Annotated in this window: 24 protein-coding genes; 10 read left to right on the forward strand and 14 right to left on the reverse strand. The window is 66.3% G+C overall.

Annotated elements, in window-relative coordinates; translation table 11 throughout:
- Window positions 1-9: 9 nt before the first annotated feature.
- Complete coding sequence (locus QXK92_RS24745) at window positions 10-1,110, reverse strand: ferredoxin reductase (RefSeq protein ID WP_306245978.1); 1,101 nt, start codon at window positions 1,108-1,110, stop codon at window positions 10-12.
- Window positions 1,111-1,194: 84 nt separating this feature from the next.
- On the opposite strand from QXK92_RS24745, the gene QXK92_RS24750 reads away from it, so the two are divergent.
- The 7 genes from QXK92_RS24750 to QXK92_RS24780 all read left to right on the forward strand — a co-directional run bounded on the left by QXK92_RS24750 (window position 1,195) and on the right by QXK92_RS24780 (window position 7,855).
- The gene (locus QXK92_RS24750) at window positions 1,195-2,397 is read left to right on the forward strand and encodes a CdaR family transcriptional regulator (protein ID WP_306245980.1); all 1,203 of its coding nucleotides are present in this window, start codon (window positions 1,195-1,197) and stop codon (window positions 2,395-2,397) included.
- Between the two features lie 101 nt (window positions 2,398-2,498).
- Window positions 2,499-2,729 carry a hypothetical protein gene (locus QXK92_RS24755; protein WP_306245982.1) on the forward strand — a complete coding sequence of 77 codons (231 nt, stop codon included), beginning with the start codon at window positions 2,499-2,501 and terminating at the stop codon, window positions 2,727-2,729.
- 180 nt (window positions 2,730-2,909) lie between these two features.
- Complete coding sequence (locus QXK92_RS24760) at window positions 2,910-3,086, forward strand: hypothetical protein (protein ID WP_306245984.1); 177 nt, start codon at window positions 2,910-2,912, stop codon at window positions 3,084-3,086.
- 56 nt (window positions 3,087-3,142) lie between these two features.
- Window positions 3,143-4,321, forward strand: a complete 1,179-nt coding sequence (locus QXK92_RS24765) for a PPE family protein (RefSeq protein ID WP_371934596.1) — start codon at window positions 3,143-3,145, stop codon at window positions 4,319-4,321.
- Window positions 4,322-4,619: 298 nt separating this feature from the next.
- Window positions 4,620-5,849, forward strand: coding sequence for an acetyl-CoA acetyltransferase (locus QXK92_RS24770; RefSeq protein WP_306245987.1), 1,230 nt, complete (start codon window positions 4,620-4,622; stop codon window positions 5,847-5,849).
- A 1-nt stretch (window position 5,850) separates the two neighbouring features.
- Window positions 5,851-7,377 (forward strand): carotenoid oxygenase family protein, encoded by a 1,527-nt coding sequence (locus tag QXK92_RS24775; protein ID WP_306245989.1) that lies wholly within the window; start codon window positions 5,851-5,853, stop codon window positions 7,375-7,377.
- A 4-nt stretch (window positions 7,378-7,381) separates the two neighbouring features.
- Window positions 7,382-7,855, forward strand: coding sequence for a VOC family protein (locus QXK92_RS24780; protein ID WP_306245991.1), 474 nt, complete (start codon window positions 7,382-7,384; stop codon window positions 7,853-7,855).
- A 21-nt stretch (window positions 7,856-7,876) separates the two neighbouring features.
- Here QXK92_RS24780 and QXK92_RS24785 read toward each other — a convergent pair whose 3' ends face one another.
- Window positions 7,877-8,395: a VOC family protein gene (locus QXK92_RS24785; RefSeq protein WP_306245993.1), complete on the reverse strand. Its 519-nt coding sequence runs from the start codon at window positions 8,393-8,395 to the stop codon at window positions 7,877-7,879.
- A 24-nt stretch (window positions 8,396-8,419) separates the two neighbouring features.
- Window positions 8,420-9,016, reverse strand: a complete 597-nt coding sequence (locus QXK92_RS24790) for a hypothetical protein (RefSeq protein ID WP_306245995.1) — start codon at window positions 9,014-9,016, stop codon at window positions 8,420-8,422.
- A 135-nt stretch (window positions 9,017-9,151) separates the two neighbouring features.
- Here QXK92_RS24790 and QXK92_RS24795 point away from each other — a divergent pair, with 135 nt between their 5' ends.
- Complete coding sequence (locus QXK92_RS24795; RefSeq protein ID WP_306245997.1) at window positions 9,152-9,802, forward strand: TetR/AcrR family transcriptional regulator; 651 nt, start codon at window positions 9,152-9,154, stop codon at window positions 9,800-9,802.
- Between the two features lie 10 nt (window positions 9,803-9,812).
- Here QXK92_RS24795 and QXK92_RS24800 read toward each other — a convergent pair whose 3' ends face one another.
- The 9 genes from QXK92_RS24800 to QXK92_RS24840 all read right to left on the reverse strand — a co-directional run bounded on the left by QXK92_RS24800 (window position 9,813) and on the right by QXK92_RS24840 (window position 18,632).
- Entirely contained in the window at window positions 9,813-10,241 is a 429-nt protein-coding gene (locus QXK92_RS24800; protein WP_306245998.1) for a hypothetical protein, read from the reverse strand.
- Window positions 10,242-10,277: 36 nt separating this feature from the next.
- A complete protein-coding gene (locus QXK92_RS24805; protein WP_306246000.1) occupies window positions 10,278-11,051 on the reverse strand; it encodes a VOC family protein in 774 nt (257 codons plus the stop codon).
- 71 nt (window positions 11,052-11,122) lie between these two features.
- Window positions 11,123-11,596, reverse strand: coding sequence for an SRPBCC family protein (locus QXK92_RS24810; RefSeq protein WP_306246002.1), 474 nt, complete (start codon window positions 11,594-11,596; stop codon window positions 11,123-11,125).
- A gap of 5 nt (window positions 11,597-11,601) precedes the next feature.
- On the reverse strand, window positions 11,602-11,781 hold the full coding sequence (locus QXK92_RS24815) for an antitoxin (protein WP_306246004.1): 180 nt from the start codon (window positions 11,779-11,781) through the stop codon (window positions 11,602-11,604).
- Window positions 11,782-11,845: 64 nt separating this feature from the next.
- The gene (locus QXK92_RS24820) at window positions 11,846-12,754 is read right to left on the reverse strand and encodes an amidohydrolase family protein (RefSeq protein WP_306246006.1); all 909 of its coding nucleotides are present in this window, start codon (window positions 12,752-12,754) and stop codon (window positions 11,846-11,848) included.
- A 19-nt stretch (window positions 12,755-12,773) separates the two neighbouring features.
- Complete coding sequence (locus tag QXK92_RS24825; protein ID WP_306246008.1) at window positions 12,774-15,158, reverse strand: cation-translocating P-type ATPase; 2,385 nt, start codon at window positions 15,156-15,158, stop codon at window positions 12,774-12,776.
- On the reverse strand, window positions 15,155-16,738 hold the full coding sequence (locus tag QXK92_RS24830; protein ID WP_306246010.1) for a serine hydrolase: 1,584 nt from the start codon (window positions 16,736-16,738) through the stop codon (window positions 15,155-15,157). Before QXK92_RS24830 ends, QXK92_RS24825 begins: the two co-directional genes overlap by 4 nt.
- A gap of 35 nt (window positions 16,739-16,773) precedes the next feature.
- The gene (locus QXK92_RS24835) at window positions 16,774-17,892 is read right to left on the reverse strand and encodes an MBL fold metallo-hydrolase (RefSeq protein ID WP_306246012.1); all 1,119 of its coding nucleotides are present in this window, start codon (window positions 17,890-17,892) and stop codon (window positions 16,774-16,776) included.
- A gap of 5 nt (window positions 17,893-17,897) precedes the next feature.
- Window positions 17,898-18,632, reverse strand: coding sequence for an enoyl-CoA hydratase (locus tag QXK92_RS24840; protein ID WP_306246015.1), 735 nt, complete (start codon window positions 18,630-18,632; stop codon window positions 17,898-17,900).
- A 28-nt stretch (window positions 18,633-18,660) separates the two neighbouring features.
- Here QXK92_RS24840 and QXK92_RS24845 point away from each other — a divergent pair, with 28 nt between their 5' ends.
- A complete protein-coding gene (locus tag QXK92_RS24845) occupies window positions 18,661-20,157 on the forward strand; it encodes a carboxyl transferase domain-containing protein (RefSeq protein WP_306246017.1) in 1,497 nt (498 codons plus the stop codon).
- Here the strand turns inward: QXK92_RS24845 and QXK92_RS24850 are convergent.
- Entirely contained in the window at window positions 20,142-20,687 is a 546-nt protein-coding gene (locus QXK92_RS24850) for a TetR family transcriptional regulator (protein WP_306246019.1), read from the reverse strand. The genes QXK92_RS24845 and QXK92_RS24850 overlap by 16 nt on opposite strands.
- Window positions 20,688-20,785: 98 nt before the next feature.
- On the opposite strand from QXK92_RS24850, the gene QXK92_RS24855 reads away from it, so the two are divergent.
- Window positions 20,786-21,913, forward strand: a complete 1,128-nt coding sequence (locus tag QXK92_RS24855; protein WP_306246021.1) for an NAD(P)/FAD-dependent oxidoreductase — start codon at window positions 20,786-20,788, stop codon at window positions 21,911-21,913.
- Window positions 21,914-21,916: 3 nt separating this feature from the next.
- On the opposite strand, the gene QXK92_RS24860 is transcribed toward QXK92_RS24855, so the two are convergent.
- Window positions 21,917-22,969: a PPE family protein gene (locus tag QXK92_RS24860; protein ID WP_306246023.1), complete on the reverse strand. Its 1,053-nt coding sequence runs from the start codon at window positions 22,967-22,969 to the stop codon at window positions 21,917-21,919.
- Between the last annotated feature and the right edge of the window lie 118 nt (window positions 22,970-23,087).

The raw sequence follows: 23,087 nt of genomic DNA on the forward strand, positions 1-23,087 counted from the left end.
TTCGGCTCCTCAGAGGTCGAGCTCGCAGGCGCCCGCGGCAGCGGACACACAGGTCTGGATTTGTACGTTGTCGCCCGGGTTGGCCGTGGTGACGTCGCCATTACGCAGGTCGCGCACCGCACCTCGGCGCAATGGGACGACGCACCCGAAGCACACGCCCATCCGGCAACCCGACGGCATCAACACCCCGGCAGCTTCTCCGCTGTCCAGTAAGGTCTGGGATCCGCCGGCCTCCACCACGCTGCCGCTCTTGGCGAAAGTCACGGTGCCGCCTTCGCCGGCGGTGATGATGGCCGGGCGGAACCGCTCGATGTGCAAGCGGTCGGCGACACCGTCTGCGGCCCAGCGCTGTTCGACCGCGTCGAGCAATCCGGCAGGCCCGCACGCCCAGGTTTCCCGATCGGCGAAATCCGGGACCAGGTCGGCCAAGCGTGCCAGGTCGAGCATCCCGTCAGTGTCAGTGTGCTTCTCCACCAGCCGAATTCGGCGCTCTCGGGCGAGCATGCGCAGTTCCCAGCCGAAGATGACGTCGTCCGCAGTGGGCGCGGAGTGCACAACCACGATGTCCGGGTTCGGCCCTCCGAGACCTGCCATGTTGCGCAACATCCCCATCACCGGGGTGATGCCGCTGCCGGCGGTCAAGAACAGCATCTTGGCGGGAACCCGGTCGCCCAGGGTGAATTCACCTGCGGGCTGATCCAGCTGGATCAGCGTCCCGACAGTGGCCCGCCGCACCAGATAGTTGCTGACCACGCCGTCGGGGATCGCCTTCACGGTGACCGCGATGCATCCGTCCCGTCGTTGAGTCTTCGAGGTCAGCGAGTAGGCCCGCCACTGGCGGACGCCGTCCACGTCCACGCCGATGCGCACGTACTGGCCGGGGACATGCGGGCGCCAGCCCCGACCGGGCTTGATCACCACGGTCGCGGCGTCGCGGGTCTCGGGATGGATGGCGACGATGCGTCCACGCAGGTCCGTGGCGGACCGCAGCGGATCGATGATGTCCAGGTAGTCGCTGGGAACCAACGGAGTCGTTACCCGCTCGGCAAGCTTCAGCACTCGTTCGCGCAATGCACCGACGACGGTGGGTCGGGTGGCAACGGTTGTCATGACTCCATGGTCGTTGTCACCGGATGTAAAGTCTTGACTTGTCGGTGCAAAAAAATGGCTCGTATTTGTTCGTAAGGGATAAAAATGCCAGATCCGTCACCTCGACTCAGCGGACTACAGCTCGACGAACCCGTGGTCACGGCATTGGAATCCATCCTGCCCGCGATGGCGGAGCGGACAGTGACCGCGATCACCGTGGCCGTTCCGAGCTACGCCGATGCGTTCAGCGGCCGGATGGGCCAGATCATCGAGAATGCAGTGCAGACCTCCCTCGGGGTGTTTTTGCGACTTGCGACCCGACCGAAGGACACCGATCCCGGGACCTCTCTGTTCCAGGCCATCGACGGCGCCTACGAGCTCGGACGAGGGGAAGCGCGTCAGGGCCGCACGATCGATGCCCTACTGGCGGCCTACCGCGTGGGGGCACAGGTGGCCTGGCAGGAGCTGTCGGCGATCGCCGTCGCGGCGGGCCTTCCCGCGTCCACCATCGCCAGGTTCGCCGAGTTGGTGTTCGCCTACATCGACGAGTTGTCGGCGTCCAGCGTGTCCGGCCACGCCGACGAACTGGCCACTACGGGCCGGGCCCGGCAGCGCTATCTCGACCGGCTGAGTCAGGACCTGCTGGCCGGGGGCACGGCCGCCGTGCTGGCGGCGGCCGCCGAACAGGCGGGCTGGCAGCCGCCGCGCACGCTCACCGCGGTGCTCGTGCCGTTGGCGCAAACACGCGGGCTGGCAGCACAATTCGGTCAGTCCACATTGCAGCTGGCCGAGGACCTCCCCGACGTCGACGCTTCGGACTCCCTCGCCGTCCTGTTGGTCCCGGACGTCGCGGGCACGGCACGGCGCCAGTTGCTGTCAGCCCTGGGTGCCAGGAAGGCTTTGGTAGGTCCGGCGCGGCCGTGGATGGACGTCCGGTCGTCCTACTATCGCGCCCTGCGCGCCCGGGACCTGCTGAGCGCGAGCGAATCCAGCGTCATCGACACCGACGACCATCTGGTCGAGCTGGTGCTCGGCGCGGACCTCGAAGCTGCCGGTGACCTTCGCGCCCGGGTGTTGGCGCCGCTGTCCGAGCTGCCCCCGAACACCGCCGAACGCCTTACCGAAACGCTGCGTTCGTGGGTGCTGCACCAGGGCCGCCGCGACGCAGTGGCGGCCGATCTGTTCATTCACCCGCAGACGGTCCGCTACCGGATGAGCCAACTGCGCGACCTGTACGGCGACCGACTGGCGGAACCTCGGACCGTGCTGGAGTTGACCGTCGCCCTCGGCCTGGACCAGACCGCTTAGACGAGCTCATTCGTGCTTGCCCGGCGCCCGAACAGGGATTATCGTGATCCGTAATACGGATACAAAAGATTCGTATTGCGGTCCGAACGAGGAGAACTGACATGAGCGGCCCAACGATCAAATACGTCGGCATCTACTGCGCCTTCGCGGCAACCGCCATAGCGCTGACGGCAACCCTGGGCCTCGGCTCGGACAACCAGCAGGCGACCTCGATGAACGACACCACGGCGACCCCGACAACCACGCTGACGCCGCTGACCACCCTCACGCCGCCGTCGACCCTGGACGCTCCCCCGGCCCTCTCGGCTCCGCCCGCACCACCGCTGCCCTGACGCACAGCGGCAAACCGATTTCTTCACAAGATCGCCGCCAAACCTGAAGCCGTTAGGTCACCAAAGCAGTAACCTGCAGCTAGGACGTGCCGGCGTCCGGGACTGGCCATCACCCCCGTGATTTCCAATTTCCGTACGGCGCAGGCACTTCGGTTCGGCCATCGGTCAAAGGAGACTCGGATGTCGTTTGTGGTCACGCACCCGGAGACGTCGGCATCGGCTGCACGCAACCCGCAGGCGATCGGGTCGACCGCGGCCGCTCACCACATGGCCGCCTCCGCGGCCGTCGCGGCACCGGCAGCCGACGCCGGTTCGTATGCAACGACCGAGGCCGCCAACGCGACCTCGGCGCGATAGGAACCGAGTTGGCCACCGACTTCGGGCTGTTGCCGCCGGAGGTTAATTCAGCCCGGATGTACGAAGGTCCGGGGGCGGGATCGATGCTGACCGCGGCAAACGCCTGGGACGGGGTGGCCGCCGTGCTGAATTCAGCCGCGACCTCCTACGCCACCGTGCTCGCCGGCCTGTCGGTCGAATCGTGGCTGGGTCCGGCGTCGGCCTCGATGGCGGCCGCGGTCGCACCGTATGCGGGGTGGCTGAGTACGGCCGCCTTGCTCACCGAACGTACGGCCACGCAGGCCCGAACCGCCGCCGCGGCCTACGAGACGGCGTTCGCGATGACGGTGCCACCGCCCTTGATCAGCGCCAACCGCGAACAGTTGATGTCGCTGGCCGCGACCAACCTGCTGGGCCAGAACAGTCCCGCGATCGAGGCGCTGCAGGCGGAGTACGCCGAGATGTGGGCACAGGATGCGGCCGCGATGTTCGCCTACGCGGCCTCGTCGGAGGCGGCGGCGGCGTTGCCGTCCTTCACCGCCCCGGCTCAGGCCGCCGACCCGGCGGGCCCGGCGGCCGCGGCGGCGGCAGCGCAGCAAACCGCGATGGGCTTGCTGTCGTCGATCTCGGCCCAGACGCTGCAAGGACTTGCCGAGCTGATATCACCGGCCGCGTCGCTGACCCAGGCGTCGGCCGCAGCGATCCCGACCCCGATCGGGGACCTGGACATCGCCGCCGCCTACATCGCGATCACCGCCACGGCCAGCTTGTCGCTGTCCGCGGTCAACACCGCCCGACCGTGGATCTACAGCTATGGCAACACGAGCAAGCCACAACCCGGCGATGACGCGGTGCAGCCCACCGAAGGCAGCACACTCGGATCCCGGCGCGACGCCGAACCCAGCGTGGGCACGGCGCCGGCGGCCGCCGGCGTGGGCCAGGCCGCATTGGTGGGTGCGCTGACCGTCCCGCACAGCTGGACGGTGGCCGCTCCGGAGATCCGGCTGGCGGTCCAGTCACTGCCCGGCGCCGGGGCCGCCGTAGGCCCCGCGCCGGTGAACCTGGGAGCGGCGCCGGCGGCCCTGCTGGGCGGCATGGCTCTGGCGGGGATGGCCGGCCGTGGCGGCACGGGTCCGGGTCCGGCGAGCCCTGAGGTTCAGACCGAAGAAGACGGGCAGCCCAAGCGCAAGCCCACCGTCGTGGTGATCCAGCAGCCGCCCGCCGGCCCGGGCCCGATGGGCAACCGTCCGCAATAAATCACAGTCGCGGTGTGAAAACTTTTGTCAACAGTTGCTCCGCCCCAATGTTCTTCGCGTTTCTACAGTTCGGCGTCTACTTCGGCGCAGCGGAGCAGACGTTGTCAAGAAGAGATGTTTGTCTTTCGCCAGAGATGGCAATGATGAAACGGAGGTGGGCGTATCGGCCGGCCTATATGCCCACCCAGGTCCCGTCGGTTCAGCCCGAGAGCCGACGGGACCGCTTTATTTCGGCCTTTTCCCACTCGCCCGCCTATGCCGTGGATGCGTGGTCCGACCTGGGAGTACCGTGCCGCGTATGGGTGGCTCATCTGCTGGCATATGGATTCTGGGTGGCTATCAAAGTGACTTCGCTCGCAATCTCACCCGGGAGGGGCGCGACTTCGCCGCGCTGACCAGTGAGGTCGTGGACGGCATACTCGAGCAGGCGCGTGTGGACGCCGCGACGGTCGGAGTGGTCCATGTCGGCAATGCCTTCGGTGAGATGTTCGCCACACAAGGACATCTGGGCGCGATGCCCGCCACGGTGTGTGGCGACCTCTGGGACACGCCCGCGTCGCGACACGAGGCGGCGTGCGCGTCGGGCAGCGTAGCGGCCCTGGCGGCGATGGCCGACCTGCGATCCGGGGCGTATGACAGCGCACTGGTCGTCGGACTCGAGTTGGAGAAGACCGTGCCCGGTGACACCGCCGCTCAGTATCTGGGAGCAGCGGCCTGGACCGGACACGAGGGCGCCGACGCTCGGTACCCGTGGCCGTCGATGTTCGCGGAGGTCGCCGAGGAGTACGACCGGCGCTACGGACTGGACGACACCCATCTGAGGGCCATCGCTGCGGTCAACTACGCCAACGCGCGCCGCAACCCGAATGCGCAGACGCGGGGCTGGACGGTTCCGGATCCGATCACCGACGACGACGAGACCAACCCGATCACCGAGGGGCGGTTGCGGCGGCTGGACTGCAGTCAGATGACCGACGGCGGCGCGGGCGTGGTCCTGGTCAGCGACGCCTATCTGCGGGATCACCCCGACGCGCGGCCGGTGGGTCGCATCGACGGCTGGGGCCATCGCACTGTCGGGCTGGGGTTGCGCCAGAAACTCGACCGCGCGGCCGACGATCCTTACGTGCTCCCCCATGTGCGAGCCGCGGTACTGGACGCATTGCGCCGCGCCGAAGTCACGCTGGACGACGTCGACGGTTTCGAGGTGCACGACTGCTTCACCCCGAGCGAGTACCTGGCCATCGATCACATCGGGCTCACCGGACCCGGCGAGTCGTGGAAGGCCATCGAGAACGGCGAGATCGAGATCGGCGGGCGACTTCCGATCAACCCCAGCGGCGGCCTGATCGGCGGTGGGCATCCGGTCGGGGCATCGGGGGTGCGGATGTTGCTCGACGCGGCCAAGCAGGTCAGCGGCGCGGCCGGCGACTATCAGATCGACGGCGCGAAGACCTTCGGCACGTTGAACTTCGGCGGCAGTACCGCCACCACGGTCAGTTTCGTTGTCAGCACTACGCGAGGAATGTGACATGGACGTCGAGGTGATTGGCAAGTACCTGTCGACACTGCCCGAGGATGACGACCACCCTTACCGCACCGGCCCGTGGCGACCGCAGACCACGGAGTGGGACGCCGACAACCTGACCGTGGTGGAGGGTGAGATTCCGGCCGATCTGGACGGCATCTATCTGCGTAACACCGAGAACCCACTACACCCGGCGTTCAAGACCTACCATCCTTTCGACGGCGACAGCATGGTGCACGTGGTGGGATTTCGCGATGGAAAGGCGTTCTACCGCAACCGATTCGTACAGACCGACGGTTTTCTGGCGGAAAACGAGGCGGGGGAACCCCTGTGGCCGGGCCTGGCCGAGCCGGTGCAGTTTGCCAAACGCGAAAAAGGCTGGGGCGCACGCGAGTTGATGAAGGACGCGTCGAGCACGGATGTCATCGTGCACCGCGGCGTCGCCCTCACCAGCTTCTACCAGTGCGGCGACCTGTACCGGGTAGACCCGTATACGGGTGACACGCTGGGAAAGGAGAGCTGGAACGGCGGATTCCCGGCGGACTGGGGCGTCTCGGCGCATCCCAAGGTGGACAACAAGACCGGCGAGTTGTTGTTCTTCAATTACAGCAAGCAGGACCCGTACATGCGCTACGGCGTAGTCGACGAGAACAACGATCTTGCCCACTATGTGGACATACCGCTGCCGGGTCCCCGGCTGCCACACGACATGGCGTTCACCGAAAACTACGCCATCCTCAACGATTTCCCGCTCTTCTGGGATCCCGGACTGCTGGAGCACAAGGTTCATCTGCCGCGCTTCTACCCGGAGATGCCGTCACGCTTCGCGGTGATTCCGCGGCGCGGCTCGAGCAGGGAGATCCGGTGGTTTGAGGCGGACCCGACGTTCGTGCTGCACTTCACCAACGCCTATGAGGACGGCGACGAGATCGTGCTCGACGGCTTCTTCGAAGGCTCACCCCAACCTCAGGAGAGTGGCGCCGGGCCGGCTGGGAAGTGGGAGAAGCTGTTTCGGTTCCTGGCGTTGGATCGGATGCAGGCCAGGCTGCACCGGTGGCGGTTCAACCTAGTCACCGGCGCGGTGAAGGAAGAGTCACTGTCAGAGTGCATCACCGAATTCGGCATGATCAACGCTGACTACGCGACTTCCCCGTACCGGTACGTCTATGCCGCTTCGGGCAAGCCGGGCTGGTTCCTGTTCGACGGTCTGGTCAAGCACGATCTGCTCACCGGCCGCGAGGAGCGCTACTCGTTGGGCGACGGCGTCTACGGCAGCGAGACGGCGATGGCTCCCCGCGCGGGCGCCAGCGGCGCTGAGGATGACGGCTACCTGGTGACCCTGACCACCGACATGAACGCCGACGCATCGTACTGCCTGGTGTTCGACGCGGCCCGGGTCGGCGACGGTCCGGTGTGCAAATTGGCGCTGCCGGAACGGATTTGCAGCGGGACGCATTCGACCTGGGTGCCCGGCGGGGAATTGCGCCGGTGGAATCACGCCGAGACGGCCGCAGGTGCGGTCGGGCTCTAGTCACATGGGCAAGCACCGCACTACTCACTGGCCACTGTCGTTGGCGCCGATCGGCTCCATCCGATTCGCCCGTCGTTCTTCTCATTTCACGGAAACGGTGCGGTTCTACCGCGAATTGGTGGGGCTGCCGTTGCACGAGACGTTCGGTGACAGCTACGGCAGCAACGGCGCCATCTTCGGACTGCCCAGCTGGAACCTGACGATGGAGATCGTGGAGTCCGTCGAACCCGTTGCGGTGGACCCGCACGAACAGTTGTGCCTGTACTTCCCGGATCAGCAGGCCCAGCAGGCGGCGATCGCACGCCTGGAAGCGGCCCAGTGTCCACGCGTCGAGCAACATCCGTACTGGGCGGCGATGGGCGCGGTCACCTATCAGGATCCCGATGGCCGCGAGGTGGTCTTCGCGCCCTTCGTCTACGGCGTGAACGAGCCGGACGGTAGTTCGGCGTCGGGCACACACGAGTTTCCGTCGAACTAGCGGCAGGACGGCTGCGTGTCCTCAGCCGAGCTGACGGAGCGGCTCGGCACCGTCCCAATTCAGCGCCGCCTCGCGGACAAGGTCGTGGATGGCTCCGAACTCGTTCTGCGCGCCCAAATCCGAGATCTCGAAGGCTGATCCATCCACGGCGTCACAACCGAAGTAGGCGAACCGGGCTCCACCGAGGATGGCGCCTTCGCAGTCGGGCATCCGCTCTCGCTGCCTCAACTCACCCATGACACCGTCGAAACGGTCCGTCCACGCCGAAATATGGTGCAAACCGGCCTTTTTAATTTCCGCGAAGTGGCGATACGGTGACGGGGCCTCGTTGTGCTGCTCGATCAACTCCAGCTGAAGCTCACCCATGTTTCCCAATGCGATGCTGATATCGGGTTCACTCGGCCGACCGTGGTACGTGAAATATTCCAGAGGTACATGGCGGATGACGAAAAAGGGCCCGGCGCCGAGTGTTTCGACGAAGTGGTCGATCGCCCTGTCGAGATCCGCCACGATCATGCCGTTCTGGCGGGCCGCACCCAATGCGCGACTCATGTCAACCGAACCTCAGCACGCCGGTTCGAAGACCGGCAATGCGCGCTGTAGCGGCAGCAGCTTTTCGCGGGCCTCCTCGATCGTGATGTACTCGTCGGCCGGGATCTCGATGAGCTGCGAACTGTGGGCGTGCTCGTAGACATGCTCACCGGCCAACCGGCCACGCTCGTCGTATGGCCAGATCATCGCGATCAACTGACGATGAATATAGAACTTGCCGGGGTCGGCGCTGCTGTCGACGAAGTCCGGCACCATCGATCCGGGCATGAATCGATTGAAGATCGCTTCCGACGCGAAACCCCAATCGGCGACCGCGAGCTTCTCGTTCTCGACGACCATCACGGTCGATTCCTGTTCCTGCAGCGAGGTGTAGAACGCGTAGACCTCATCGAATCCGTTGAGCGTCAGGCTTATTGAGTTCCCATTGACGTAGTAGACCGGCTCTTCGACAGTCATGTCAGGTGTGAAGATCTTGTCCTTGTTCCCGGTGATCTCGAAAATCGCGTGCCGGCGATAGTTTTCGATGATCTGGCGGTGCCTCGGGTTATCCAGGGTGGCGAGAAAGTCGTCGATCCCGCGAATCTGGGTCGTGATGTCGAGTTTGGCCATGACTGGCTCCTGCAATCGGTACTGGGGTGTGCGTCTGAGCGTATGGCTCTCTCGCCAGCCTGTCAACACATAGTGTGCAGCACATACTGTGCAATAACAGGGGCCTTGCTACCGTAACCGCTCGAGGAGGTTTCGATGCCATCTGTGACCCGCCGGTCGACGGCCAATCGACCCGAACGCGGGCACCGACAGGCCGTGATTGAGCAGCGTCTCCTGGAGGCCACCGAACGGCTGATGGCTGAAGGGGCCACCTTCACCGAACTGAGCGTCGACCGGCTTGCCAGTGAGGCCGGCATGTCACGTCGCACGTTCTACGTGTATTTCCGGGATAAAACGCAACTCTTGCGCCAACTCACGTTGCAGGTGTTCGTCGAGCAAGAAGCCGCTGCCCGCCAATGGTGGGAGTCGGCCGACCGGCACGAGTATGCCGACCTGCAACGCGCCATCCGCGGGATACTGGCCAGCTACCGGCGCCACCAGGCGCTGCTGACCGCCGTGATGGAAACAGCCACGTATGACCCGGAGTTCGGTGACAGCTACCGGGCACTCATGGACCGCACGACGGCAAACGTCGAACAACTCGTCATCGAAACCGGCAAAGCCAAAGGCATCATCCGGCAGTCCCTACCCAGCCATGAAGTGGCCGCGTCGCTGACCTGGATGCTGGAGCGCGCCTGTCACCAGATCCTGCGGTACGGGGGCGACGGGGTCGATGAGCGACTAGCAGACTCCCTCGCGCAGATCATCTGGGCGTCGCTGTATCTGCACGCGCCTCCTACCGATTGACGGGGCACCCTCAGCGGCGTCCGGCGAACGCCGCGGCAGCCACCGCCCACAACGCACACAGCACGGCGCCCCCTGCGGCGGCCGCCCCGACATACAACCCGTACTCGGCCGACACCGGCGCATTGACGTTGCGCTGGTAGTACAGCACCATCAGCCCACCGATCAGCAGCGAGATGACCAGCGCAGCAATGGAAGCCGCCCGTACCGACAGGCCGCGGCCAACCATTGCGCCGGCCACCAGCAGCGTCGACGACAGCAACACGATGAGCTGGCCGGCCCCGAAGCCGCGCGGGAGTTCGAGGCTGCCGTGCGTGCCCCCGATCGCATTCGCCCAGCCGCCGCCGTTGACCTTCGTCGCCAACCACGGCATCCAGGCGCTGCCCAGCACCGCGGTCGCGAACAGCGCCACCAACCAGCCTGGGTCCGGACGGCGACTCATGGTTGCGAGGCTAGTGCACGGCGCCCCGACCGTCCCTCAACCCTCCAACGAGGACAGGTTGAAGGCGACTCCGGTCGGATCGGTGGCTGCCGCCAGCCGGCCGTACGGTGTGTCTTCGGCGTCGCGTAGCACCGCCCCACCGTTGTCGGCGATCACCCGCAACGTCTTGTCGACGTCTTCGGCCCCGAAGAAGATGCTCCAGTGCGACGGCACACCCTGCGGCAGGCATCCCGCTCCGTCCATCACGCCGAGCAACTGCTGATCGTCGAACCATGCCGTGGTGTAACGGAATTCGTCGGTGTCACTGACCTGCTCGGTGTGCCAGCCGAAGACCTCACGGTAAAAGTCGACGGCGGCGCGGAAGTCACGCGTGGTCAACTGGTGCCAGACGGGTGCGCCGGACTCGCCGGTCACCTCGAACCCGCGGTGCTGCGCGGGCTGCCACAGGCCGAAGGCGGCGCCGGCCGGGTCGGTGGCCGTCGCCATGACACCTTTGCCCGGAATCTCCATGGGCTGCAGGCAACCTGAGCCGCCGGCAGCGTCGATCGCCGAGACCGTCGCATTGATGTCGGCGGTGTGGAAGTACGTGGCCCAGTTGTCCGGAGCCTGCCACTCGGGATTGTTGGCCATCAGCCCGGCTACGGCGCGACCGTCCTTGGCGGCATTGACGTAACCGCCGTAGTCGGGTCCGGCGGACTCGAACGTCCACCCGAAGACGGTTCCGTAGAAGTCTTGCGCAACCTCAACGTCGGATGTGGTCAGGTCGATCCAGCAGGGGGCGCCGAGTGGCGCGTCGTTACGGGTGGGCACGAGGTCCTCCTTGGTCGGTGAGTACTTCGATATCGACCCGACCCGAGCCGGAAAGTCATCGCACCGGCCTGTCAGCGATGCAGGACGCGATCCCCGTTGGTCCCTGGGTCGGGGCGCGCGAACACCCTGACGAAGTTCTCCAGAGATTCGCGGATATCGCTGCGCAGCGCGGCCGCGACCACCATCCCGATCGGTCCGAACAGCGCCGGCCCCCCGAGATGCACGTCGAAGCTGACGACCGAACCCTCTTCTTTCGGGGCGACCTTGGCCATCAATTTCACCTTGACGCCGCCTACGCCGTCACCGTTGAGCGTCATGCCCTCCGGTGGTTTGTAACGCACGATCGTCCACCTGATGCGGTTGGGCATGCCCTTGACCTCGACGTAGGACTCGATGACAGTGCCCTTCTCGAGCACGTCAGGCAATTTGCTGCGCCAGACCTTGTGGATGGTCAGCCACTCCCGGTACCGGTTCAGGTCGGAGGCGTGTGTCCAGGCCTGTTCCGGCGGCAGCGGTACGTCGATGGATCCGGAAAGTTTCGCCATGTTCGTTAGCTCTGCTGGCCGCCGTTGTCGACGATCTTCTTGGCTTCCTCCTGCACCTTGTGAATGGTGTCGGTGTACTTGCCCTGCGTCTTGTCGTCGACGAACTCACCGGCCTTGGTGATCGCCGTCTCGACCTTGTCGGCGTTCTGCGACAACAGGTCCTTGGCCTTGTCCAGCAGTCCCATCTGCGCTGTCCCTTCCCCAGGGGGTTCCCCACCGTCGCGCGGGAACCCGGTGTTGGAAAAAACCCTACTTGGTCGGGGTGGACGGTCCGAAAAGTGCATGTGCGTTGTCATGGAGCACTTTCCGCAGCCAGTCGTCGTCCACGCCGTCGATCTCGGTGACCGCGGTGAGCGCCTCGGCGTAACTGTGCGGGATGTTGGGAAAGTCGCTGCCGAACAGGATCTTGTCTCCCAGGTCGCGCACGCGCGGCAATTCCGAGGCCGGGAACGGCATGGTCTCCTCGATGAAGGCGGTGAAGGCCATCGTGGTGTCGAGTCGCACGTTGTCGCGGGTCGCGCAGATGTCGGCGAACTCGGCGTACTCGGGCATGCCCATGTGCGCGATGATCAGCGCCAGCCCCGGGAACCGGCGCAGCACCGCGCGTACTGGGCCGGGGCCGGTGTAGCGGCCTGGCACGGGCCCGGAGCCGCTGTGCAGGACCACCGGGATCCCGGCGTCGGCGATGGCGCCCCACACCGGATCGAGCAGCGGGTCGGACGGGTCGTACTGGCCAACCTGGACGTGCGCTTTGAAGACGCGGGTGCCGGCTTCGATGGCGTCAACGACGTAGCGCGCCGCGTCCGGCTCGGGGAAGAAGGTGGCCGTGGGCAGGCAGTCGGGTGTCTCGGCGGCGAAAGACCGGGCCCATTGATTCAGCCAGGCAGCCATGTCCGGCTTGTGCGGGTACACCAGCGAGCTGAATCGGACGACACCGAAGTCGCGAAGCGCCTGCACCCGGCGTTGTTCATCGGCGCGGTACACGATCGGCCAAGCCCGCCCGACCAGGGGGCCCGCCGAGTCGAAGTAAGCCCACACCTTGTCCATCACCCGCCGCGGCATGAAATGGGTGTGCACGTCGAAGACGCCGGGTAGTCCCAGGGCACGCCAGATCCGTTGCACGGGTTCAGGATCGACGGCTTCGTTCCAGGCTCTCACACCCCCGTCCGCGCAGCAGTCAGCCACTGGCCACACGCCACACTTGCGGTTTTACTCCGAGCATCCTGCCCCGGATCCACCACATGGTTTCGATCGCCGCGGCCCCGAGCGCACCGATGCCGAGCGCGGTCGATGTGATCCACGGATTCGACGGGTCCAGGAAGAACTTCTGTTGCGTCCACGGCAGGCTGAAGATAAGCACGTATGCCAGCGCGGAAGCGATCACCAGCGCCAACCGCCACCACTGGTAGGGACGTGCCGCAATCGCAAGAACCCAGACCGCGGTCACCAGCAAGGTGATCAGCGCCGCGGTGGACGCCTGGTCCTGCTGCACCGACGTGGCGTGCCGTCCGTGATACGCGGTCAGGTAGGTCGCGAACGTCGCGATGCCGACGATCAGGCCCGCCGGCAGCGCGGAGGTCAGCACCCGCCGCACGAAACCCGGGTAAGCGCGCTCGTTATTCGGCGCCAACGACAAAATGAACGACGGAATTCCGATGGTGAACCAGGCCGCGATGGTGACGTGGATCGGCTGGAACGGATAGAGCAGCGGCTCGGCCCCCAGCGGCTTGGCCAGTAGACACTCGAGTCCCACCAACAGCGCCAGCAATGCGGAGTAGACCGTCTTGGTCAAAAAGAGGCTGGCGACCCGCTCGATGTTGCCGATCACCCGGCGGCCTTCACCCACGACGTACGGCAGCGTGGCAAACCTGTTGTCCAGCAACACGATCTGCGCGACCGCCCGGGATGCGGGGCTGCCCGCGCCCATTGCCACGCCGATGTCGGCGTCTTTGAGGGCCAGCACATCGTTGACGCCGTCACCGGTCATCGCCACGGTGTGGCCGTGCGATTGCAGGGCGTGCACGATGGCGCGTTTCTGGTCCGGCCGGACCCGGCCGAATGTGTTGTGCGAGTCCAGCGCGTCGGCCAGTTCCGCTTCATCCGAAGGCAGCCGGCGGGCATCCATCGCCTGACTGTGCAGGCCGAGTTGGTCGGCCACCGCCCCGACCGACACCGCGTTGTCACCGGAGATCACTTTCACCGACACATCCTGAGCGGCAAAGTATTCCAGTGTCTCGCGAGCGTCGGGGCGCACCTTCTGCTCCAGCACCACCAACGCCACCGGGGCCACAGAACCCGGGGCATCCGGAGCGTCCACCGGGCGGTCGGCCGAACCCAGCAACAGCACCCGCAACCCTTGCGCGCCAAACCGCTCGGCCTGCTCGGCCGCCGGGGACTGCGGGTCGAGCAGGACATCGGGTGCGCCGATAACCCAGTTGCCGTGATCGCCGAACGACACCCCACTCCATTTGGTCGCCGACTTGAAAGGCGCTGTCGCGCTGGGGGTCCAGTCGGGAGTCGTGTCATAAGCCTGGGATATCGCGAGCATGCTGGCGTTCGGGCGGGGGTCGGCAGCGGCCACCGCGGCGAGCACGTCGCCGACACGCTCCGCCGCCGAGTCGAGCTCCCGCACTTCGGAGACCCGCATACCGGTTTCGGTCAGCGTTCCCGTCTTGTCGGCGCACACCACATCGACTCGGGCCAGCCCCTCGATGGCAGGCAACTCCTGCACCAGGCACTGACGCCGGCCCAGTCGGATCACCCCGACGGCGAACGCGATCGATGTCATCAGCACCAGACCTTCGGGCACCATCGGCACCAGCGCGCCCACCATGGCAAGCACCGACTCGCGCCAGCCCACGTTCGTGGTGAACAGCTGGGTGTAGATGGTCAGCAGGCCCACCGGGATCAGCAGGTAGGTGATGAACTGCAGGATGCGGTTGATGCCATTGCGCAGTTCGGATTTGACCAGAGTGAACTTGCTTGCCTCGGCGGCCAGTTTGGCCGCATAGGCATCGCCGCCCACCTGCGCCGCGCGGTAGGCACCACTGCCGGCGACGACGAAGCTTCCCGACATCACCCCGTCGCCAACGTCTTTGGCGATCGGATCGGCTTCCCCCGTCAGCAAGGATTCGTCGATCTCGAGGTTGCGCTCCTCGACGACCTCGCCGTCGACCACGATCTGATCACCCGGGCCCAGTTCGATGATGTCGTCGAGCACCACCTGCGCCGGGGCCAGGGTGACGGTTCCGGATTGTCTGCGCACCAATGGTTTTGCCTGACCAACGATCGCCAGCCGGTCCAGGGTCTGCTTGGCGCGAATTTCCTGGACCATGCCGATGACGCTGTTGGCGACGATGAGCATACCGAACAGCCCGTTGATCAACGATCCCGTCAGCAGCACGATGCCGAATAGCACGCCGAGGATCGCGTTGATGCGGGTGAAGACGTTGGCCCGGACGATATGAGCGATGCTGCGGGTGGCGCGCTCGGGAACGTCGTTGGCTTTGCCTTCGGCAACCCGTTGCGCTACCTCGGCATCGGTGAGGCCAACGACGGTCATCGCGTAAAGGTCCCCATGCCGTTCGCGTCGAAATACTCGATTTTCAGCGCACTGCCGTTGAACACTGCCGTGGACACCGATCCGGGCAAGGCGTTCTCGGTGGCCAGTGGGAACGTGAAAGTGTCACCGTCCCAATGCGTCAAGTCAAAGGATTGGTTCTTCGGCCCCAACGACAGCTGCAATTGTCCGTCATGGTCGGTGACCGCTGCCGGCCCCCAGAAGTCGTTGTTGTAGACGCCGACGTAGTCGCTTACCGGTCGGGCCGGTGCCGGGCTGACGGGAGGCTGCTTGCCGACGAGGGCGCCCTCCGGGTTGTTCATCGGTGCCAGTTGTTGGCGGTACAGATTCGCCCAGTCCTCACGCACCTGGCCGTACTGGACCAGATCCATGAACTCGGCGTTCAGCGCCTCCGGTACCCCGTACGGCGCGGCGTTGGTCAGGGTGATGATGCCGAGGTCCTCCGACGGCAGCACCGCGAAATTCGTTGCAGCGCCGAGGCCGAACGCTCCGGAGTGGCTGTACATCGTGCGGCCGGACGAGGTTACCGAGGTGTTGAAACCATGACCGTAGGTGCCGGCTCTGGCATCCGGTTTTCTGGCGGCAGTGGAGATGACCTGCGGGGTGATCGCGGGAAGCAGCGCCTCCGGCGAGGTGATCCGCTGACCGTTGTAGGTGCCGTTGGCCATCACCATCATCAGCCAGCGCGCCATGTCGTTGACTGACGAACTCACTCCGCCGGCCGGCGTCTGGGGGTCCGGGTCGCGCTGAAATCGCGCTTCCCACTTGTCACCCACCTTGATGTGGTTGACGGCGTGGTTGGGCCTGGCCAGGAAATCGGCGAATTTCGAGCTGGTCGACGTCATCCCCAGCGGTCGGTACAGCACCTCGTCGGACAGGTCCTCCCAGGACTTGCCGGCTGCCGCAGCGACCGCCTCGGCGGCCGCGGTCACGCCGAAGTTGGTGTAGGCGTAGCTGATCCGGAAGGGGGCCAGGGGCAGGTATTTCAACCGCTCCAGCACCTGCTGCCGGTCGTAACCCAGATCTTCGAGCGCGTCACCGGCGTGATCGGGCAGGCCGGAGCGGTGCGAGTAGAGGTCGGCGACACTGACGTGCTCGGTGACGTATGGATCGATGAGGGTGAAACCCGGCAGCTTGGTGGCCACGGGCGTGTCCCAGGTGATCGCCCCTTCGGTCACCTCGTGTGCCACTACCGTCGCCCCGACCGACTTGGATACCGACGCGAGCTGAAAGACCGTGTCGGCGTTGACCTTGTTGTCCGGATTGTCCGCCTTGCCGACATCCTTGATGCCGAAACCTTTGGCGTACATCACCTTTCCGCCATGGACGATCGCGACAGCGAGTCCGGGAATACCAGAGCCCTTCATCAGCTCGGACACCAGGCCGTCGACCTTGCCGACGGCGTCGTCGATGCGCCCAGCCGGGATCTGCACTCCCGAGAACTCGTTGGGCGGAACCTGCGCCGGCGGGGAGGACGGACTGGATGCCGGCTGCGCATGACCACAGCCGACCAATCCCGACAGCATCAGCACGACTGCGGCTGCTGCCGCGCGTTTCGTCATGCGCGAACTTTAGCCCGGCGACGATGCGCGCCCGGTTACAGACGCCACCACGGATTGAATCGCAGCGGGCTGACCGTGTCGATCCGCTGACCGGGCAGCGGCACCGCCACCTGAACGCCATCCGGCTCGGCGGCTGTGAGCACCCGCTCGACCGGCTCCGCCCACGGGTGCGGTGCCAGCCGGAACGTGCCCCAGTGAATCGGCACCAACAGCCCCGAGCCCGAGTCCGTGACATCAAGGTGTCCCCGGACCGCCTCCTCGGGGTTCATGTGGATATCGGGCCAGGCGGTGTTGTACGCGCCGATCGGCATCAGGGTCAGATCGAACGGTCCGTGGTCAGCACCGATCTGAGCGAAGCTCTTGGTGTAACCGGTGTCGCCGCCGAAATACGCGCGATGGCGCGGGCCGATGAATGCCCATGAAGCCCACAGGGTGTTGTTGCGGCTGAAGAACCGCCCGGAAAAGTGCCGGGCCGGCATGCAGACGATGGTCAATTCGTCGACCTGGGCACTCTGATTCCAGTCCAGTTCCACAATCCGCTGCTCGGGTATCCCCCACGCCCGCAGGTGCGCTCCCACCCCCAGCGGCACGAAGAACGGCGCCCGTTGCGTGCGGGCCAGCGCACGCACGGTGTCGATGTCGAGGTGGTCGTAGTGGTCGTGGCTGATCACCACCGCGTCCACCGCCGGCAACCCCTCCAGCAGCACCGGCGGCGGATGCAACCGCTGCGGTCCCACAATGTCCGACGGTGAGCAACGGTCACTCCACACCGGATCCGTCAGCACGCGATAACCGTCGATCTCCACCAGCGCCGTCGAGTGCCCGAACCAGCTCACCGCCAACTCGGCGGGCTCGCCCTGGTAGATCGACGGCGAAGCCAGCGGAATCGGTTTCGCGGGCAGGCTGGCGCCGCGATTCCCGATCAACTCCCACGCAATCTGCCGCATCTCCTCGCGGTTCATCACATAGAGCGATGAAGGGTCGAGGTTGATGAACACACCCTCGCGATAGTTCGGCGATCCTTCGGACACGGCCGCGATCGCCGCGGGGTCGGCGCCCAGCGCTGCCGGTGCGCCGTGCAGCGCCCGCAACAGCCAGCCCCCCGCCGCCAGAGAGACGGTACCGCCAGCAAGTCGCAGCGCCCGGCGCATCATGACGGTTACGCCCCCTGAAAGTTCGGCGGCCGCTTCTCGATCCGAGCGACCTGCGCCTCGATCACATCCTGACTGCCCCAAGCCTTGTCGAACAGATCTTTGTGCTCGGGCATCGGTTCTTCGATCGAGCCGTCGTCGTTGAGTACCCGTTTCGCGTGCTGGATAGCCAGCGGCGCGAGACCAGAGATCTCCGCGGCCCACTCCTGCGCATCGGCCAGTGTGCCGATCCGGTTGGCCATTCCGGTCTGCAGCGCCACATCGGCGGTCAGCTTCTCGGCGGTCAGCAACATGGCCCGGGCCCGTCCGTGACCAACCAGCGACGACAGTCGACGGATGCTCCAGTTATCCAGAGCCAGACCGTATTTCGACGTCGGGAACTGGAAGAAGGCATCTTCGGCGACGACCCGCAGATCGCACTGCATGGCCAATTGCAGGCCTGCGCCGATGGCGGGTCCATTGATGGCGCCGATGATGGGGACCGGAACGGCGTCCATGACCCGGTGCAACTCGACCAATCGGTCGGGGTAGTCGGCGGCGAAGGCGTCCCCGGACAGGTCGGCGCCGGCGCAGAACGCCGTGCCCTGCCCGGTCAGTACGACAGCCCGCACCTGGGCGTCGCTGCTGGCTGCCACGAGAGCCTCTCGCAACTCCTCGACGAGCTGGGAGTTCAGGGCGTTGCGTCGGTCGGGCCGCTGCAGCTCAATGGTCGTCACGGCTTCGGTCTGGGTGATACCGATCATGGGGGCCAGGATATATAGCCTCGTCCCTGTGAGCCGGATCACGACCGATCAGCTGCGCGATGCGGTGCTTGACGAGGGATCCTTCGTCAGCTGGGACATCGAACCGGTACCAGTGCCTTTGTCCGACGGTTATGCGCGCGAATTGGCCGGCGCGCGCACCGCCAGCGGCCGCGACGAATCGGTATCGACCGGCGAGGGTCGGGTGTTCGGACGCCGGGTCGCGGTGGTGGTGTGCGACTTCGCCTTCCTCGCCGGCTCGATCGGGGTGGCGGCCGCCGAACGGATCACCGCCGCGGTGGAGCGCGCGACGGTTGAGCGGTTGCCGCTGCTGGCTTCGCCGTGCTCCGGCGGCACCCGCATGCAGGAGGGGACGGTCGCGTTCCTGCAGATGGTCAAGATCGCCGCGGCCGTCAAACTGCATCGGCAGGCCCATCTGCCCTACCTGGTTTACCTGCGCAATCCGACCACCGGCGGCGTCTTCGCGTCCTGGGGCTCGCTGGGCCACGTCACCGTGGCCGAGCCGGGAGCGCTGATCGGATTCCTCGGCCCCCGGGTGTACGAATTGCTGTACGGCCAGCCCTTCCCCAGCGGCGTCCAAACCGCGGAGAACCTGCAGCGTCACGGCGTCATCGACGGCGTGGTGGCCCTTGCCGATCTGCGGGCGACGCTGCACCGTGCGCTGACCGTCCTCGCGGATGTTCCCGGCCCGCCGCCGGCCCGTCCGCGTCCCGAGCCGATCCCCGATGTGCCTGCCTGGGATTCGGTGGTCGCATCCCGTCGCGCCGACCGCCCCGACGCGCGCTTCCTGCTGCGCCACGGCGCCACCGATCGAGTGCTGCTCTCGGGCACCGGCCAAGGCGAGGCGGCGACGACCTTGCTGGCACTCGCCCGCTTCGCGGCCCAACCCGTCGTCGTCCTCGGCCAGCAGCGCATCGAGGGCGGCGGCAACACCGTCGGACCCGGATCACTGCGCGAGGCCCGGCGTGGCATGGCGTTGGCCGCCGAACTGCGCCTGCCCCTCGTGCTGGTGATCGACACTGCCGGCCCGGCATTGTCCGCCGAAGCCGAGCAGGGGGGTCTCGCCGCGCAGATCGCTCAGTGCCTCGCCGAGCTCGTCACGCTGGACACACCGACCGTGTCGGTACTGCTGGGCCAGGGCAGCGGCGGGCCGGCACTGGCGATGGTGCCCGCCGACCGGGTGCTGGCCGCGCTGCACGGTTGGTTGGCGCCCCTGCCACCGGAAGGCGCCAGTGCCATCGTTTTCCGCGACACCGAGCACGCCGCGGAACTTGCCGCAGCACAAGGCATCCGATCGGCCGACCTGATGGCATCGGGCATCGTCGACGCTATCGTTCCCGAGCATCCCGATGCCGCCGACGAGCCGGTCGCCTTCTCTCTCCGGCTGGCCGCGGCCATTGCCGGTGAAGTCCACGCGCTGCGCGAAATACCCGGACCACAGCGTCTGGCCGCGCGCCTGCGGCGCTACCGAAGCATCGGGTTGCCCCCGGCTCAGCCGTCCAGGTAGCGCTGGATCGTCGGGCCGAGCCACTCGATCACCTCGTCCCGGCTCAGGTCGACCACGGGCGGCAGCCGTAAGACAAAGCGGCACAACGCCAAACCCAGGATCTGGGTGGCGATCAGCCCGGCCCGCCGCGCCGCCTCGCCGGCCGGCGCCCAGCCCGCCACCAGGGGCTGCAACTGGACCCCGAAGATCTCCCGCATCCGTTGCGCCGCTTCGTCGTTGGTGGCACTGCAGCGCAGCAGGATCACCAGGGCGTCGTCGCCGCCCTCCCAGCGCCGCAGAAAGTGGCCAACCAGCAACCGGCCCAGTTGGCCGCGATCTGCCGAAGCGAAATCGGGTAGTTGCAAATCGAATTCGGCCGCAGCCGCGAACAGTTGATCCTTGCTGCCGAAGTACCGCATCACCATGGCGGGATCAACGCGGGCGTCGGCGGCGATCGCGCGGATCGTGGCGGCCTGGAAGCCCGACGTCGCGAACCGTTCGCGCGCCTTGGTCAGGATCACGGCCTTGGTTTCCGCCGACGTCCGCCTCATGTCAACAACTGTAGGCCAACAAGTGTTGACATACGTGCCGCGACGCGCGCATGATGGCCATGTCAACAGTTGTTGACTTAGCTGACGAGGAGGTCACCATGAACGACACCGATGTCCTGGTAGTGGGTGCCGGGCCCACCGGGCTCACCTTGGCGGGCTCGTTGGTCACCCGCGGGGTCGATGCGGTGGTGGTCGACGCACTGCCCGCCGGCGCCAACACCTCCCGTGCCGCCGTGGTCAATGCCCGCAGCCTGGAACTGCTCGAAGAACTCGATGTTTCCCGGCGTCTGGTCAAGGCCGGACTGGCGGCGCCGCGATTCACCATGCGCCAGGGATCGCGCGTACTGATTCCAGTCGACTTCAGCGACCTGCCGACCTGTTATCCGTACAGCCTGATGATCTCGCAGGCCGAGACCGAGCGGGCGCTGGAAGAACGCCTGAATGAATTGAACGCCAATGTGATTCGGCCCAAGAAGCTGAGCCACCTCAAGCAGGACACGACCGGCGTCACAGCCACTTTCGACGACGGTGACACCATCCGCGCCGGCTACGTCGTCGGCGCCGACGGGATGCACAGCACCATTCGGCAGCAAGCCGGAATCGGCTTCGCCGGAGGGGAGTTCGCCGAGTCCTTCGCCCTGGCCGACGTGCGCGTCACCGGCGACGCGCCGGTCGACGAGGTGATCCTCTTCTACGGCAGCGAGGGCTTGACGGTGCTGGCGCCGCTGCCCGACGGCATCTACCGCATCGTGGCCCCGTCGGCGCAGGCCCCCCGGGTACCGACGATCGAGTTCGCCCAGAGTTTGCTGGACAGCCGCGGCTTCGGACCCGGACGCACCGTTGTCACCGAGTTGGTCTGGGGATCGCGCTTCCGGATACAGCATCGCGTCGCCGACACCTATCGGGCGGGCCGGCTGCTACTGGCCGGGGATGCCGCTCATGTGCACAGCCCGGCCGGCGGCCAGGGCATGAACCTGGGCATCAACGACGCGGTGGCGCTGGCCGAAGCGTTCACCGACGGATCCGAGTCCCGACTCGACGCCTACAGCGCGACGCAGCGAGAACGGGCCCGGCAGGTGCTGAGGCTGACCGGGCGCCTGACGAAGGTGTCGAACATGCCCCGCCCGCTGCGTCCGGTGCGCAACTCGGCCCTGCGCCTCGCGGCGCACGTTCCTGCGATACGGCGGCAACTGGCGTGGCGGCTGAGTGGCCTGGTCAACCGGTGACCGTCACACCCCGACCCGGGGAATCACGCTCGGCCGCTGCTGCACGACATGCGGGCTGGCGCCACCTCCGATACGGCCAGGCATCCCGCCGTTAGCACCGCCCCCAGTCGGCATCGGCATCATCGGCATCCCGGCACCCGCACCGGCAGCCGCCTCGGCACCGGCGAGCGTTGCGGCACCGGCCAGGCCGGTGCCCGGCAACGCCGACACGCCCCGCGCCTCAGGAACCGACCCGACCCAACTCTGCGGCACTGATAACGCACCGACGGTGCGCGCCTGACCCAGACCCGCTGCCGCACCAAACCCGGCTCCACCCCCCGGCCTGGTAGCTCCCGCCGCCGCGATGAGAGGCACCTCCGACGACTCCGAGGCGCCTGCCAGTGCGGCACCGCCCGGCGCTGCACCGCCGCCAAAACTGGAAAGCGGCGTCATGGCCATGCCGACCGCGGTCGACACCAGTTGCACGCCCTGCGACACGGCATCCAGCGGGATCGCCTGCGCCACCGCCACCGCCTGCGATGCCATGCCCGCGAGGTCGGCGGGCAACGCACTGAACGGCGTCAAAGCGACGGCGACCGACACCGCGTCGGCAAGGTAGCCCACCATCGCGAGCACGTCCTGAACCCACATATCGACGTACACGAAGTCCGTTGCCGCGATCGCCGGCGTGTTCTGGCCCAGGAAGTTGGTCGCGATCAGTGCCAGTTGCTGCATCCGGTTGGCCGCTACCTCCGCTGGATGCACCGTCGCCGACCGAGCCGCCTCGTACGCCGTCGCCGCCGCACGAGCCTGCATCCCAGCCATCTCGGCGATGCCGGACGAGGCACTCAGCCACCCCACGTAGCCCGACGCGATGCCGACCATCGCTGCCGCCGCAGATCCGGCCCACGAGCCGTCGATCAGGTCGGCAATCACCGAATCGAAGGACGACGCCGACGCCTGCAGCTCAGCGGCGACCCCATCCCAGGCCGCCGCCGCCGAGAACAACGGACCCGCTCCCGCCCCGCCGTACATCCGCGCCGAGTTCACTTCCGGCGCCAGCATCTCGAAACCCATCACATCCACCCACCTCCATCGATCACTATCCAAAACATACATTTGTGTATACGATGCGTCAATACATTTTATGCTACTGTGTATCTGATACCTGCATGGATCACTGGAAGGTGAAGGA

Source organism: Mycobacterium sp. TY815 (assembly GCF_030755135.1).
Classification (GTDB): domain Bacteria; phylum Actinomycetota; class Actinomycetes; order Mycobacteriales; family Mycobacteriaceae; genus Mycobacterium.

Coding starts and splice junctions, on each gene's coding strand:
- QXK92_RS24840 (WP_306246015.1), bottom strand. CDS start 18,632: ATGATCGGTATCACCCAGACCGAAGCCGTGACGACCATTGAGCTGCAG.
- QXK92_RS24860 (WP_306246023.1), bottom strand. CDS start 22,969: ATGGGTTTCGAGATGCTGGCGCCGGAAGTGAACTCGGCGCGGATGTAC.
- QXK92_RS24750 (WP_306245980.1), top strand. CDS start 1,195: ATGCCAGATCCGTCACCTCGACTCAGCGGACTACAGCTCGACGAACCC.
- QXK92_RS24760 (WP_306245984.1), top strand. CDS start 2,910: ATGTCGTTTGTGGTCACGCACCCGGAGACGTCGGCATCGGCTGCACGC.
- QXK92_RS24855 (WP_306246021.1), top strand. CDS start 20,786: ATGAACGACACCGATGTCCTGGTAGTGGGTGCCGGGCCCACCGGGCTC.
- QXK92_RS24795 (WP_306245997.1), top strand. CDS start 9,152: ATGCCATCTGTGACCCGCCGGTCGACGGCCAATCGACCCGAACGCGGG.
- QXK92_RS24775 (WP_306245989.1), top strand. CDS start 5,851: ATGGACGTCGAGGTGATTGGCAAGTACCTGTCGACACTGCCCGAGGAT.
- QXK92_RS24815 (WP_306246004.1), bottom strand. CDS start 11,781: ATGGGACTGCTGGACAAGGCCAAGGACCTGTTGTCGCAGAACGCCGAC.
- QXK92_RS24755 (WP_306245982.1), top strand. CDS start 2,499: ATGAGCGGCCCAACGATCAAATACGTCGGCATCTACTGCGCCTTCGCG.
- QXK92_RS24830 (WP_306246010.1), bottom strand. CDS start 16,738: ATGACGAAACGCGCGGCAGCAGCCGCAGTCGTGCTGATGCTGTCGGGA.
- QXK92_RS24810 (WP_306246002.1), bottom strand. CDS start 11,596: ATGGCGAAACTTTCCGGATCCATCGACGTACCGCTGCCGCCGGAACAG.
- QXK92_RS24835 (WP_306246012.1), bottom strand. CDS start 17,892: ATGATGCGCCGGGCGCTGCGACTTGCTGGCGGTACCGTCTCTCTGGCG.
- QXK92_RS24790 (WP_306245995.1), bottom strand. CDS start 9,016: ATGGCCAAACTCGACATCACGACCCAGATTCGCGGGATCGACGACTTT.
- QXK92_RS24800 (WP_306245998.1), bottom strand. CDS start 10,241: ATGAGTCGCCGTCCGGACCCAGGCTGGTTGGTGGCGCTGTTCGCGACC.
- QXK92_RS24770 (WP_306245987.1), top strand. CDS start 4,620: ATGGGTGGCTCATCTGCTGGCATATGGATTCTGGGTGGCTATCAAAGT.
- QXK92_RS24745 (WP_306245978.1), bottom strand. CDS start 1,110: ATGACAACCGTTGCCACCCGACCCACCGTCGTCGGTGCATTGCGCGAA.
- QXK92_RS24825 (WP_306246008.1), bottom strand. CDS start 15,158: ATGACCGTCGTTGGCCTCACCGATGCCGAGGTAGCGCAACGGGTTGCC.
- QXK92_RS24850 (WP_306246019.1), bottom strand. CDS start 20,687: ATGAGGCGGACGTCGGCGGAAACCAAGGCCGTGATCCTGACCAAGGCG.
- QXK92_RS24780 (WP_306245991.1), top strand. CDS start 7,382: ATGGGCAAGCACCGCACTACTCACTGGCCACTGTCGTTGGCGCCGATC.
- QXK92_RS24765 (WP_371934596.1), top strand. CDS start 3,143: ATGTACGAAGGTCCGGGGGCGGGATCGATGCTGACCGCGGCAAACGCC.